This window comes from Anabaena cylindrica UHCC 0172 (assembly GCF_034931625.1).
Classification (GTDB): domain Bacteria; phylum Cyanobacteriota; class Cyanobacteriia; order Cyanobacteriales; family Nostocaceae; genus Anabaena; species Anabaena cylindrica_A.
The window spans coordinates 23,361-37,928 of the sequence record NZ_JAYGGY010000089.1; the positions used below are offsets into that span (position 1 = coordinate 23,361).

10 protein-coding genes and 1 tRNA gene are annotated in these 14,568 nt (G+C 40.6%); 6 read left to right on the forward strand and 5 right to left on the reverse strand.

Annotated elements, in window-relative coordinates; all coding sequences use genetic code 11:
• The first annotated feature begins 238 nt into the window (after positions 1-238).
• The 4 genes from pstS to pstB all read left to right on the forward strand — a co-directional run bounded on the left by pstS (position 239) and on the right by pstB (position 4,348).
• Positions 239-1,417 carry a phosphate ABC transporter substrate-binding protein PstS gene (gene pstS, locus VB713_RS19265; RefSeq protein WP_323313123.1) on the forward strand — a complete coding sequence of 393 codons (1,179 nt, stop codon included), beginning with the start codon at positions 239-241 and terminating at the stop codon, positions 1,415-1,417.
• Between the two features lie 212 nt (positions 1,418-1,629).
• Entirely contained in the window at positions 1,630-2,580 is a 951-nt protein-coding gene (pstC, locus tag VB713_RS19270) for a phosphate ABC transporter permease subunit PstC (protein WP_323313124.1), read from the forward strand.
• A 14-nt stretch (positions 2,581-2,594) separates the two neighbouring features.
• Positions 2,595-3,476, forward strand: coding sequence for a phosphate ABC transporter permease PstA (gene pstA / locus VB713_RS19275; RefSeq protein ID WP_323313125.1), 882 nt, complete (start codon positions 2,595-2,597; stop codon positions 3,474-3,476).
• 65 nt (positions 3,477-3,541) lie between these two features.
• Positions 3,542-4,348 carry a phosphate ABC transporter ATP-binding protein PstB gene (gene pstB, locus VB713_RS19280; protein ID WP_323313126.1) on the forward strand — a complete coding sequence of 269 codons (807 nt, stop codon included), beginning with the start codon at positions 3,542-3,544 and terminating at the stop codon, positions 4,346-4,348.
• Between the two features lie 167 nt (positions 4,349-4,515).
• Here the strand turns inward: pstB and VB713_RS19285 are convergent.
• The 3 genes from VB713_RS19285 to VB713_RS19295 form a co-directional block, all read right to left on the reverse strand.
• Positions 4,516-4,586, reverse strand: a tRNA-Gly gene (locus tag VB713_RS19285).
• Positions 4,587-4,637: 51 nt separating this feature from the next.
• Entirely contained in the window at positions 4,638-5,870 is a 1,233-nt protein-coding gene (locus VB713_RS19290; RefSeq protein ID WP_323313127.1) for a hypothetical protein, read from the reverse strand.
• 309 nt (positions 5,871-6,179) lie between these two features.
• Positions 6,180-9,704: a response regulator gene (locus tag VB713_RS19295; protein ID WP_323313128.1), complete on the reverse strand. Its 3,525-nt coding sequence runs from the start codon at positions 9,702-9,704 to the stop codon at positions 6,180-6,182.
• A 910-nt stretch (positions 9,705-10,614) separates the two neighbouring features.
• Between VB713_RS19295 and VB713_RS19300 the strand changes: the two genes are divergently transcribed.
• Together VB713_RS19300 and VB713_RS19305 are read left to right on the forward strand one after the other, a co-directional pair.
• Positions 10,615-11,250, forward strand: a complete 636-nt coding sequence (locus VB713_RS19300; protein ID WP_323313129.1) for an N-acetyltransferase — start codon at positions 10,615-10,617, stop codon at positions 11,248-11,250.
• Between the two features lie 497 nt (positions 11,251-11,747).
• The gene (locus VB713_RS19305) at positions 11,748-12,329 is read left to right on the forward strand and encodes a hypothetical protein (RefSeq protein WP_323313130.1); all 582 of its coding nucleotides are present in this window, start codon (positions 11,748-11,750) and stop codon (positions 12,327-12,329) included.
• Between the two features lie 336 nt (positions 12,330-12,665).
• On the opposite strand, the gene VB713_RS19310 is transcribed toward VB713_RS19305, so the two are convergent.
• Both VB713_RS19310 and VB713_RS19315 read right to left on the reverse strand, forming a co-directional pair.
• Entirely contained in the window at positions 12,666-13,817 is a 1,152-nt protein-coding gene (locus VB713_RS19310; protein WP_323313131.1) for a histidinol-phosphate transaminase, read from the reverse strand.
• Between the two features lie 85 nt (positions 13,818-13,902).
• Positions 13,903-14,553 carry a YqiA/YcfP family alpha/beta fold hydrolase gene (locus VB713_RS19315; protein ID WP_323313132.1) on the reverse strand — a complete coding sequence of 217 codons (651 nt, stop codon included), beginning with the start codon at positions 14,551-14,553 and terminating at the stop codon, positions 13,903-13,905.
• Between the last annotated feature and the right edge of the window lie 15 nt (positions 14,554-14,568).

Here is a 14,568-nt window from a genome sequence, read left to right on the forward strand (position 1 = left end):
TAACTTGATTAAAAAAATAAATATTGCCGAAGAATTACCAGTAATTATCACGAAAAATTTACATTAAACCAGTATAATATATGTCACATATTAATCAGGTAAATCTTCATTATTCATTTACGAAAACAAAGACTTATTAACTTATTAACCTTTTGTTTACCTTTTGTTTACCTTGAGGCGAAACATTTAGAGGTATCTTAGAGGCGCTCATCCGGCAATTTACGAAATTTTGACACTTATGCTATTGCGTCTAATTCCAGTAAAAAATAATTGTTTTACAGCTTCAATAACCGTATTAGCACTGACATTAGGTCTAGCGGCTTGTGGCGGAGATTCAACTCCAGATAATGCAGCTAACACTGAAAATTCGGGGACTACTCAAAACACTACTGCTTCTAGTCCAGCAAAACTGGATCTTGGTGGAGAAGTTACCCTGACTGGCGCTGGTGCATCTTTCCCTGCACCACTTTATCAAACCTGGTTTGCTGATTTAAACAAAAAATATCCGAATTTAAAAGTTAATTATCAATCTGTGGGTAGCGGTGCTGGTGTTGAGCAATTTACCGCAGGTACGGTAGATTTTGGTGCTAGTGATGTGGCAATGAAAGATGAAGAAATCGCCAAAATCCCCCAGGATAAGGGTGTGATGTTGTTACCTGTGACTGCTGGAAGTATTGTCCTAGCGTACAATCTACCAGATGTGGCTGAACTTAAATTACCACGAACAGTTTATACTGATATCCTCCTAGGTAAAATTAAGTCATGGGATGATCCAGCGATCGCTAAAGCTAACCCTGATGCCAAGCTGCCAAAACAACCAATCGCCGTTATTTATCGTGCTGATGGTAGTGGAACTACAGGTGTATTTACCAAGCATTTAAGTGCCATTAGCCCAGAATGGAAAACCAAAGTCGGCGAAGGTAAAAGTGTAAAATGGCCTGTGGGTGTAGGTGGTAAAGGTAATGAAGGTGTTACCGCCCAAATCAATCAAACTCAAGGATCAATTGGTTACATAGAATATGGTTACGCTAAACAAAGTGGACTAAAGTTTGCGGCTTTGGAAAATAAGAGTGGCCAATTTATTGTAGCCAGCGAAGATTCAGCTTCTAAAACCCTGGGAGCTGTAGCCCTTCCAGAAAATCTCCGTGCTTTTATTTCTGACCCAGAGGGTGCAGAATCCTATCCCATTGTGACGTATACATGGCTTCTTGCTTACAAGAAATATACTGATGCAGCTAAAGCCAAAGCAATGGAAGCAACCATTGAATATGCATTAACTGATGGTCAAAAGCTGGCTGGAAAATTGGGCTATGTTCCTCTCCCTGCCAATGTGATTGCTAAAGTGGCTGCTGTTGCTGATCAAATCAGCCCTGACTACAAAATTGCTGTTGGTGGTTCTACCAGTGCAAGTAAGTAGTATCACTCTACCGTTTTAGCCTCAAATACCAATTTAATTGATTAGTCAGTTGGGAACCCTGATTAGAAACAGTAATTTGCAGTAGTCCTACATTCTCGACAATTTGGAGACAGACTCCGATCTGGAAAACCAGATCAAATCTTAGTTACGAATTGTTGCAAGTATGGTTCCCGCTCACATTCTTTCTGATTTTATTTTTACAGTCGGTATTCATGACTACCAACTCTCAGAATCTCCCATTAGCAATGAAACAACGCTCAGAGATAGATAAATCTCTAGATCGGGGTTTTGTTTGGTTGACAAAGATTTTTGCCCTAGCGATCGCAGCTACTCTACTATGGATTGCTGCACAAGTCGCTATTGAAGCTTGGCCTGCTATTCAAGAATTCGGTGTCGGTTTCTTATTTAAGAGCAGTTGGAACCCTGTTAATAATGAATATGGGGTTTTACCCGCAGTTTATGGAACTATCATCAGTTCCTTAATTGGACTACTAATAGCTATTCCCATCGGTGTTGGTACGGCTATTTTATTAAGTGAGAATTTTTTACCGTCTCAGGTGCGTCTAGTACTAGTTTTTTTAGTAGAACTACTAGCAGCTATTCCCAGCGTTGTTTACGGAGTCTGGGGCATTTTTGTCCTCATTCCCATTATCACTAACGTAGGCAAATGGTTACACACCTATCTGGGCTGGATACCACTTTTTAGCACCCCACCCACAGGGCCAGGGATGTTACCAGCAGCAATGATATTAGCAATTATGACATTGCCAATTATCACTGCTATCTCCCGCGATGCCTTAATTTCCCTTCCCCCTAGTTTACGTCAAGCCGCAATTGGACTTGGTGCAACTCGTTGGGAAACAATAGTGCAAGTTTTAGTTCCGGCTGCCTTCTCTGGCATTGTCAGTGCTGTCATGTTAGCACTTGGTCGGGCTATGGGTGAAACAATGGCTGTGACAATGTTGATTGGTAATTCTAACAACATTAGTATTTCTTTGTTAGCACCATCGAACACGATTTCGTCTCTATTAGCGAATCAATTTTCTGAAGCTAGTGGTTTGCAAGTTGCAGCTTTAATGTATGCAGCTTTAGTTCTCTTTGTCTTGACACTAGTAGTGAATATTCTGGCAGAGTTTATTGTTGTCCGGGTTCAGCGGCTTTAGTTGTAGGTGAAATTATGACTTCGAGTTTTCCCGAAAGGAGCCTAATTCGCTCCCCTTCGTCTACCCGAACATTGTTTAATACGGTGATGACCGTAGTGGCATTTGTTTGTGGAGCATTGGCGCTGTTACCTCTATTGGCTGTACTCTCTTATGTAGTAATTAAAGGATTTAGTAGTTTAAGCCTCAATGTATTTACCCAACTACCACCAGCACCTTTTGGAGAAGAGGGAGGATTTGGTAACGCCATTTTAGGAACACTAATGATGGTAGGCATTGGTGCTATAATTAGCATACCCTTTGGGATATTAGCAGCAATTTATTTAACAGAATTTAGCTCTGGTAATTTGGCTAAATGGATACGTTTTGCGACAAACGTATTGAGTGGAGTTCCTTCAATTATTGCCGGCGTATTTGCCTACGGAATTGTAGTTTTGACATTAGTAAAACTGAACTTAGGATCTTATTCTGCTCTTGGTGGTGGTTTTGCGTTAGCAATTTTGATGTTACCAATTATTGTTCGCACCACAGATGAAGCTTTACAGTTAGTATCCCAAGATTTACGACAAGCATCCGTAGGATTAGGAGCAACTAAGTTTCAAACAGTTATACAAGTAGTTTTACCAGCAGCTTTACCGGCAATTGTAACTGGTTCTACTTTATCTATAGCTAGAGCATCTGGAGAAACAGCACCATTACTATTTACGGCGCTGTTTTCTTCCTTTTGGCCAAGCGGTTTATTGCAACCAACAGCTTCTCTGGCTGTTTTAGTCTATAACTTCGCAATTTCACCATTTCCAAATTGGCAGTCATTAGCTTGGGCTGCTTCACTAATCTTGGTTTTGATGGTTCTGATTACAAGCATCATTGCTCGCTGGGCTACCAGGCAAAAAGCCTAACAAAATTCCATCAATCCATCAATTAGGATGCAAAATCATCCTTCAAAATTATCCCTAAACTATTTATGGCTACTAACACTAGTACGATGAATGGAACTGACTCGGTTTTACGTACAGAAGACCTGAATATTTATTACGGTAACTTTCTGGCTGTACAAAATGTTTGGATAGATATCCCCAAAAATAAGGCGACAGCTTTTATTGGTCCTTCTGGTTGTGGTAAGAGTACATTACTCCGCTGCTATAACCGTCTTAACGATCTCATTGAATCGTTTCGAGCAGAAGGTAAGGTTTATTTTGGTGATAAGAATTTGTATGCACCAGAGATAGATCCGGTCGAAGTACGTCGTCGCATTGGCATGGTCTTTCAAAGACCAAATCCTTTTCCCAAATCAATTTTTGACAATATTACTTTTGGAGCTAAAATCAACGGCTACAAAGGTGATCTCAATGAATTGGTAGAACGCAGTTTGCGACAAGCTGCTTTGTGGGATGAAGTCAAAGATAAACTTAAACAAAGTGGTTTATCTCTATCAGGTGGACAACAACAACGTTTATGTATTGCTAGAGCGATCGCAGTTCAACCAGAAGTTATACTCATGGATGAACCTTGTTCGGCTCTTGACCCCATTTCTACTTTGCGGGTTGAAGAACTAATTCATGAACTTAAAGAACATTACACAATTGTGATCGTTACTCACAATATGCAGCAAGCAGCACGAGTTGCTGATAAAACAGCCTTCTTTAATGTTAAAACTTCCGATAAAGGTGGTCGCACCGGCTATTTAGTCGAATATGAAACCACAGAATTAATTTTCAATAACCCACAACAAGAAGATACTAAAGCTTACATTAGCGGTAGATTTGGTTAAATATTTATTACAGTTCTGGCACAATTACTTTGAGTGATTATTAATTGTGCAGAACTACTTGTATCCATCTATCACTGGGAATCGTGACAGTGATATTTTTTATTGCAAAAACTTACTTCTCAACAAATCCGAAGATCAGTGCTGTTTTTAAGTTCTAATTTTGACAAAGCGGGTGGCGGGAATCGAACCCGCATTATTAGCTTGGAAGGCTAAAGTTTTACCACTAAACTACACCCGCATATCTCCAGCTAAATAACTCTAGCATAGCTTTTCTAAAATTGCAAGTCATTTATGGGGAATCTGTCGGCTCAATCTTGATCCGCATATATAAATTACTCAAACCTGGTTTTGAACCATCTAGGTTATGTGCGGAGAGAAAGCTTTCTTGCTGAAAGAGATCGTTAAGTGCTTGCTCATAGGTGCTTTTTTCACTGTTGAGTGTCGTTGGTTCAATTTCGATGACTCTCGCTCCCTGAAAGTTGCCATTATCATCAATGATTAAACTAGCTAGTATATTTGCTGGCTTCAGTCCAGAATCACCAGGTGAAAGACTGATTTCCAATTCTTTGTTGCGACTACCTTGGTATGCTGCCAGAACATCAGGTAAAACATCACGACTTATTCGTTGTTGTTGTCTTAATTGAATAACTTCATCTTTCATTATAGGAACAAAGTAAGCGATAGCGATTCCTGCTTTTGGAATTGGTGAAGTTTCTGGAGTCGGAATTGGTGAAGTTTCTGGAGTTGGAGTTGGTGAAGTTTCTGGAGTTGGAGTTGGTGAATCTTCTGGAGTGGGAGTTGGTGAAGTTTCTGGAGTTGGAATTGGTGAATCTTCTGGAGTGGGAGTTGAGGAATCTTCTGGAGTTGGAGTTGGTGAATCTGAGGGAAAATCGTTTGGTAATAGAGTTCCCTGACCGAGTTTAACTTCTTGACGGCGATTCCAGGGAAGGTCATTTAATGGAATTGTCTCGCTAGGTGTAGGTGTAGGTATGGCTTGTGTTGTAGGACTCGGTGATGGAATTGTCTCAGTGGGTGTAGCTGTAGGGGTGACTTGTGCTGTGGGATTCGGTGTAGGCGTAACTGTAGGATTTACTGGTTGCGGAACTGATTGATTATTAACTTCAGTATTTTTGCTCTCACCTTGCTGCGGGAGATTAAAATCAGGATTTATAACACCATCATCGGGATTATTAGGGGTAGTTGGCGCGATTTTTGGTAAAGATGCTGTGACAGACTTTTGAGGTAAGGAAGAAAATTTTGATGTAACTGTTTTAGGTGTTGAATCAGGTTTAGTGGTTGATTGTACTTGAGGCGAAATATCTATCAAATCAACCGGAATTTCAGCTTGACTAGATTGGGGACTCCAAGGTTTAAATTCATTAGATGAACGTAACAACCAAAAAATTAACAGGTGTAGCGAAACTGAACTTATAAATAAAACAATCCACAACAAAGGTGGATCAGTATGTCTCCTCCAGCTTGTCGTAGAAATTGGAGATTTATCTGTAACTGATGGTATCATAGTTAACTTAAAACTGGATTTGACGTTTCCATTCTAAAAAGACGGCGATTCCCAAGAGCAATTTATTCTTCAGATACGTGTGTGTCAAACAGCTGCTAGACACATTGCTTTCAGCATTGCGCTTACTTTTTTTCATGCAATGGTTGATAAGAGAAATCCACAAAAAAGATGTACTGCTTGCAGCAGCGCCTCGCTATCCAATTTCACCAAATCAAAGCGACTTTTCTTCCCCCTGCCCCCTGCCCCCTGCTGTCACAACGACGGAATATTTTTTTAGTTGGAAGTCTCTAACATAATCCAGATGAAAATCTATGGTTCTGGTGTCACTACAAATGTGAGAACTGTTTCATCTATACCTTTAAGTTCCAATGGACTACCTTTAGTGATTTCTTCTTCCTGTAAATAATCTGCGACGGCGGCAGAAACAAGGATGTTCCCAGGAACAGCGGCAGCTTGCAATCTAGCAGCAATATTCACACTTGGTCCAATTGCTGTATAGTCTGCACGTTCAGCGCTTCCAAACATTCCCACAACTGCTGTACCTTGGTGGATGCCACAGCGAAATTGTACTCCATTCCTACCGTCAGTCTCGAAGATACCTTGTTCTAGCCAACGATTATTTAAATGAATCAGAGCTTGTTGCATTTCTCTGGCTGTGTTTATAGCCCGACGTACCTGTTCATTAGGTGTTAGGTCTTCTGGCGCTCCATACAAGGCTAAGATAGCATCTCCCATAAATTTATCTACAGTGCCACCATTCTTAAAAACAACTTTGGTCATGATTTCTAAATATTCATTCAGCACCTCTGCTACTTTTCGGGATCTGAGGGTATTGGAGAGTTGAGTGAAACCAACAATGTCACTAAACAATACTGTAACCAAGCGGGGTTCGGGTCGCAAATCTAGAGATAAAGTTCCAGCGGCAGCTTTTTTTACTAGTGCAGATGGCAAAAAGCGTTTGAGAACAGATTCTGTGAGGTAGGTGTTTAATTCCAACACCCGTTTTTCATTTTCCTTCAGGGCTAAAAGATTCTTCACTGATGCCAGAAGTTCCCGGTCATTGAATGGTTTAGCTAAATAGGCATCCGCACCATATTCTGTGCCTTCAATGCGAGTTTCTTCATTAACCTTTGCTGTCAGCAAAACTATGGGTGTACCTCGCATCTGCTCTTCATTGCGGATCATTTGAATCATTTCTAGTCCAGTCACTAAGGGCATCATTAAGTCAGTGATGATTAAGTTAGGCTGATTCTCTTGTGCTGAACTAAACCCTTCGTAGCCGTTGCGAGCGGTAAGTACTTGATAGCCACTGTGACTGAGGATGTCGGCTACATAGAACCGCATATCTCGGTTGTCATCTACGACTAAGATTGATTGCTCATTATTGTGGGCTTGAATTTGTCTGTTAGAGTCTGGAGTTTCTAACCTGGGTGATAGATTTTTGGTAATCAGTTCTGGGTTATCTCTGACTGACTCTACCTGTTCTAAGTCTGCCAATTCTACACTGGCACGGTTATTATTTAGTTCAGCTGGTGCTTCTATTACTTGTTCTGGGGGTAAGTGTTCTGAACCAGTCAACAGTCTTAAGCTAAATTGAGTACCTTGCCCATAAACTGATTGTACTGTGACTTGGCCACCGTGTAGTTCCACTAGTTCTTTAACTAAGGATAAACCTAATCCACTTCCTTCATAGGTGCGGTTTTCAGAGCCTTCAGCTTGACGGAATCGCTCGAATAGGTGGGGAATTTGTTCGGAAAGAATACCAATTCCTGTGTCTTGGATTTGGAGTATGCAGCTATCGCCCTCATTGTATAATCTGACGGTGATGATACCTCCATCAGGTGTAAATTTCATGGCATTTGACAGCAGGTTGTAAACTACTTTGTCAAATTTTTCCATATCTAAGTAGACTGTCGGACATTCTAGTAAATCGGTGAGGACTTGCAGCCCTTTTTTCTCGCAGTAGAGTCGAAATGATTCCACAATTTGGGTGATGAATTCGACCATATTGCAAGGGCGGAAAGTAGGCTGCATTCTGCCAGCATCTAGACGTTGTAAATCTAGTAGTTGATTTACCAAGCGCAGGAGACGGCGAGAATTGCGGAGTGCGATCGCACTTTGAGCATAGGATAAACCTTCATTATTTTCCACTGCCGACTCTAGCGGACCTTGAATCAAGGTGATAGGAGTCCGAAATTCATGGGAGATATTTTGGAAAAATTCGGTTTTTTGTCTATCTAGTTCTATTAAGCGTTCAGCTTGGTCACGAGTTTTTTGGTACAACCGTGATTGCTGTACTGCGATCGCAGCTTGGGCTGCTACTGATTTAGATAGTTCAATTTCTGATGTCAACCATTTACGAACTTTATTTCCTTCCCTCAGAGTAATACTACCAATGCATTTACCCTCAATCAATAGAGGCACAACCATTAGCGATCGCGGTCGCATTTTTAAAGGTAAATCAAAAGCCTGGACATCTGATGAAGAATGGGTAATGTCAGTAATTACCACTGGTTCTTGTGTCTGTAATATCTCTTGCAGAATCGGATTCTTGCGAATAGGGGCTTGGGAAATCGGTAATTGTGGAGTTAAAGAGCGATGCTTACTATTGAGATGATTCTCCTGATGATTTTCTAAATTTTGAGAACTGTCATACAAACCCACACATTGCACAAATTCATCTTCCTCTGTCCATAAAGACAGAACACACCCATCCACTTGTAAAGCTTGTCCCAATCGTTGGGTTATTGCTGAAAAGATATCTTGTGGGTCTAAACTAGAACGAATCTCTCTAGTAATTGTATTAATCAAAGCTTCTCTCTTTGCTAAAGCTTCTACTTCCTCATAAGCATAAGCCTGAGATAAAGCCAAGGCAGCTTGATCAGCCACAATTGACACCAGTTGCACCTCTTCATCTCCCCAATTCCGGGATTGGGAACACTGATGTAGAGCTAATATGGCTCTAACTTCTTGTTGACAAATCAGCGGCACAACTAAGCTAGAACAAATATTAGCATCTCTAAAAGCCGCAGCGCGTTCTGCATTTCCTTGGATGCGCTCATCATTAAGCACATCGTAAATTACCTGTACTTCACTAGTTTCCCATACTGTCTGAACTAATAGAGGTAAGGGGATAATAGGGTTTAGATGCTCATTTGGTAACTTTCTGTCAGGTTGGTGTTGAAGTAAAGAAGAATCACTCTCTCCATGATCTTGGGCTGGCGGTTGAGCAGATTTTTGGTAAGTAAATCCTTCATCTGCCAACTGCTGATCTTGGAAGGGACGTAAGAGGCAAACATCCACCTCTAACATATGTCCCACCGTATCAACAATGGTTTGTAAAATTTGCCGATAGTCTAGAGCGCTACGAATTGTATTAGTAACAGTATTAAGTAGCGATTCTCTACGAAGTGTGCGAGTGAGTTCACGGGTTCTGGCTTTCAGGACATTATGTGTGTCCAAAGCTTGGCGTACAACTGCTTTAAGTTCTTCAGCTTCCCAAGGTTTAGTAACATATTTAAATACTTTGCCAGAGTTAATGGCTTCCACCAAATCTTCGACATCAGTGTAGCCAGTTAAAATAATTCGGATAATATCTGGGTATTGAGTTGCTGTCAGACTTAAAAATTCTGTACCGCTCATCATTGGCATCCGTTGATCTGAGATGATCACGGATACGTCACCTTCTTGTGCCAGCAGTTCCAGCGCTGCAGGCCCAGAGTTAGCCCTCAGTACCTGATACTCGCGATAGAAACTGCGGTAAAGCAAGTCAAGGTTGTCTGGTTCATCATCGACAACTAAAATTTTCGGCTTACTGTTTGCTTGTGATGTCATGCACCGCTTTCCTGCTGCAACGGCAGTCGGATAAAGAATAGTCTGATCAGGTCAAGATATTTCTGAGTCAGGTAAGGTTCGAGCATTTCGACCAAAAAACTGTTAGGCCACATGACTACTAAGTATAAGAGTGTTTATTCACAATAATTGTAAATAGCTGGTATTAACTGGTTAAAAAGGTAAAATACAGTTGATTCCAGCGTCATTTTTGATTCATCATGTTAGTCTTCTCTGAGAGAATCTTTCCTCATCTCCTTTTATAACCTCCTTGGACTGCATAAGGCGCTTCCATCTGGATAAAAAACCACCATAAAGCCCGGTATATTAAGTCTTCCCATTCCAGCAGTTGCACTAACACTTGGCAGTCAATTTTATTTATGATAGTCATCATATAGCCATAAATATTACAATAGTCATATTTAAAGTTAAAGTATACTATTAAACAAGTACTTGTTTCCAACTTAGCACTCAGACAGCTGCTAGAGTTAGGTAAATTGAGAACCGAAGATGCCGAGAACCTGATTTTACGCTAATAGTAGTTTCTCAACTATGAGAGTAAGTATTCACACTAGCCTAATCACTGTCAACTAGTTGTTTACTAAAGATACCACTCATCTCTTATAAAAATGCAGGCTGAAAACCCTGTAGGTTTAGTCTAGAGATGTAAGCTTCCCATAGAGTAAGCATCCTTAGAGACATTAGTTTCTCCAGTGACACTTTGTTTTTCTACCACCCATAGCTGAAAGACGGCAGGTGGCAGGTGATTCAATTACAGAGGCATTCAGATCCCCCAGTCATTGTAAACCGTTAAATCATCATATATTTAACGAGGGTCTTGAACCCGATTGAGCAAAACAAAAGAGCATAATTAAGATAATTATCGTTTAATCAAATTAATCCTAAACTCGTTTTGAAATCCTGGTTTTTTCACCCACACTACCAAAAGTCAGTTACAGATGCTCCCATTGCCAATTCCTGGCAACTCCAAATTCGTGCGGCTACATCCGCTGATTTGCCTGGTATTGCCCAAATAATTTCTGAAAGTTTCCACTCCCAAAAAGGTTTATGGGGATGGGCTTTTCCATTATTTCGGTTGGGAATTTATGAAGACTTAAGATATCGTTTAGCTTCAATGACACCTCATCACGTTTGTTTGGTGGCTGTTGACAGTAGTATTAGTGGCACTAATCAAATACTGGGAACGGTAGAACTGGGTATACGCTTCAGCGATTCCTGGGCAAATGTTCACAAATCTTTTCCCTACTTATCTAATTTAGCTGTTGATCCCAAATACCGTAGATATGGTTTGGCTTCCAGTTTACTGATTAGCTGTGAACAAGTCTGCCAAGATTGGGGATTTCAAGATTTATATCTCCATGTTTTGGAAAATAACTATCAAGCCAGGCAACTTTATTTTAAGCTGGGATATCGGGTACATAAGGTTGAATCTCATTGGAATACCTTTTTCCTCAACTCCTCGCGGCAGATTTTTTTGCATAAACGCCTTATCAGCAATACTTCTCAACAAAACGCTACACGAATATAAGCAGGAGCGGAATAGAACTTGTTTTTTACGTTATCCGCATTCTATCTGTATAAATCCAAATTAGCTTGGTTTCGCAAGCTAAGTATATTCGACTAATTTTTGTATAAATTTAATAGATACGTAAATCAACATGATCATGATGATCATAGTGTCAGAGATTTATGGCAGAAAATTGATAACAAGGAAAGGCTCACAAAACAGTGGTCTCATAGATTAATATTTCTGGAAATCCTCATACTAACTTTGCATTGCCAATTTAATCTTTATAAAAACTTTAAAAAAGTCTCCTGCTGTTAGAGACAAATTCAGTTAGATTCCATTATATGGGTATATAATTTTGAACAATACCAATTTATTCATTAAATAATCCACTTAGGCATTACCAAAAAATTTTTGAACATACACACAGAATCAGAATCTTAATTTAATTAAACAGCTAGTTCATGGAAGTCTAGAAGTGCAGAATCCTACTACCTTTATCAAAAGTTTGAGAAAACATGGATAGCGAACAACGCCGACGCTATCAAACTGTGATGCTATCAACATATTGCCCTGAAACTAGTTTCCTGGACAAGTTTGTTATGCGAGATGGAACTGAGAGATGGCGATGTTCGCAGCAAGCATCGCATGGATCTAATATTCTTGCGTCTCTGCATAGTGGAAAAGTATTTATTGTTAATAGTCGTAAGCGGAATGGGTTAATAATATTTAAACGCTATCATGCAGAGTTTGCTGGGCCAGGAGCAGTGGTAGGGGGCGATTATGATAGTGATTGTCAATTTGTACTACCTATAGGCAATCTATCGTTATTAGATGCCGAATCTCATGAAGATCGACAGAAAGCTTACTTGATTAGGCGACAATGGATTCGTTTGATCAAACAAATTACAGAAAACTCTGTTTCTAGTCAGAGAGTACAGAAAATTCTCGATCAATTTGAACAGTATTTCCCTGCTGAAGTAGTTGCTGATCTGCCGGATTTGGCTTTTGCTCGGTTAGTGGGTGTGCTGCCGCAAACGGTAGCAATCGTGAGACGTTTGGGCGGTGATTTAGATGACTATGTTAATCATCACGAATAGTTAGGGCTAGGAGTCAGGAGTCAGGAGTCAGGAGTCAGGAGTCAGGAGGAAGAATTAGAAGAAGAGAAGAATAGTCTTGAATCTGGGTTTTTGGTAGTTTCAACGCTTATTCCTTGCATCTAATTCACCTTTTTAACCTTCAAATTCTGGATATATACTGCAAACGGTTCATACTTTAACCAAATATGGAACCCCTCTCCAAACCTCTCCCCGCAAGCGGGGAGAGGCTTTGAACTTGTTCTTTATATTATAAAAAAGTCCAGGTTTTAGCCGTTTTGAGTATATCTAAGTTTTAGATTTATATGCCTAACGGCACGCTCTATCAGTAAACCCTAGTTAGTAATATTCCAGATTGGCCAAAGCAGTTTGTAGTCGGTTGAGGGTACGGGTATTTTCGGCGGGTGTGCCTACAGTGATTCGCAAGCCACCAGGAAGTAGGCGCACAAGAGTTCCTTGGTTCCTAAGTGTTTGGTTGAGATTTTTTAAAGTGGTGTCTGCTGGGGGAGAAGAATTTGGTTGGAGACGCAGGTAAATAAAGTTGGTATCGCTGGCTGTAATTGCTAATGCTGGGTGTGAGGATAAAGCTGTGATGAGTTTGCTGCGTTCATTTAGGGTTTGGGAAATTGATGCGAGTAACAGTTGGCGATTTTGTAAAGCTACTAGGGCGGAAGCGATGGAAAAACTGGGGAGATTGTAGGGGAGACGAACTTTTTCTAAAATAGCGATCGCATCTGGATTACCTACACAATAGCCTACCCGCATTGCTGCTAATCGGAAAGCTTTGGAAAATGTTCGCAGCACTACCCAATTAGGACGCTGTGCTAATTCCCTAACTAAAGTAGTTTGGCTAAATTCAAAATAAGCTTCATCAATAACTACCAAAATTTCTTCTGGTAAACTTCTTAACCAGTTTAACTCTGCCGCAGTTAAGCAATTGGCGGTTGGGGAATTGGGATGAACAACAAAAACTACCCGAATAGGAGGTTTTTGTGTGGCTTCCAGGGCAGATTTTGCCGCTTTTAAGTCCATTGCAAAATTAGTTTCATCTCTACCCACCGTTACCACAGGAATGCCCAAGGTTTGCGCCAAAATCGCGTACATGGAAAAAGTGGGGTTAGCCACTAAAATAGAACCTTCACCGCCTAAACAGGTGGCAATCAGTAAAGAACGGATGAGTTCATCTGAACCATTACCGACGGAAATATTAGCAGCAGTCACAAAAGAGGATGAAAGATTAGCTGACTCATTCACATATTGTGCGATCGCATCTTTGAGCGTTTCATGTCCACCATCAGGATAACGATTGCTTTCAATGACTTGCCCAAAATGCCACGCCAACTTTTCTTTTATTTCCACTGGCAAATCATAGGGACTTTCATTAGTATCCAGCCGATCAAAGAGAGTCGCAACGGGTTCGGCTGTAGTACTGCTAGGGTGGGGTTTATAAGCGGTAAATTGGGCTAAATCTGAACGAATAAATGGCAGCATAATTGGTAATGGTAATTGGTGATGGGTAATTGGTAATGGGTAATGGGTAATTGGTAATTATCCCATCTCCCAAAATTCCCAGTACCTAATTCTTAATTTCCCAGCGACAGAATGAGCAAATGGCTTGCCAAATTTCGTCTGGAACATTGCCCAAAGCATGATCGCTATCAAGTTCTATTAATTCTACCCAAGGACGGGAACTGGCAAATTCACGACTAGAGGTAATCGGAATCACATCATCTTGTTTACCATGCAGGATTAAGGTGGGAATGGGACGTTGGAAATTTTTTTCTTGGTATTGGGCAGCATCGGTGAGGAAATTATAACTTAGGGGTAGCGATCGCTCCTCTCCATAGTGATGTACTAAGAGATATTGTTCTTGTTGCCAACGTTGCAGCGCTTCATCTCCTAACTTGGGCAACCAATGGGATAAAAACCCAAAAGCTGGTGCTAATAAAACCAGGCGTTTTACCTGTGGGAAATTTTCCCCTAAATGAGCAGATGTCAAACCACCCAAACTAGAACCAATCAGAGTTACAGGTACGGAATCATCTTCAGGAAATTCAGCAGCGACTTGATTTATCTGACGGGTAATTGTCAGATGAGAAAAATCGCCGGCATTTAAATCGGGAATTTTCAGCTTGATGTGAATTTGGGAAAAGCGATCGCTTATATCTTGGGCTTTTGTTGATTTAGGACTAGAAGCAAAGCCGTGAAGATAGATGAATGAATTCAAATTGATTTCCCCGAC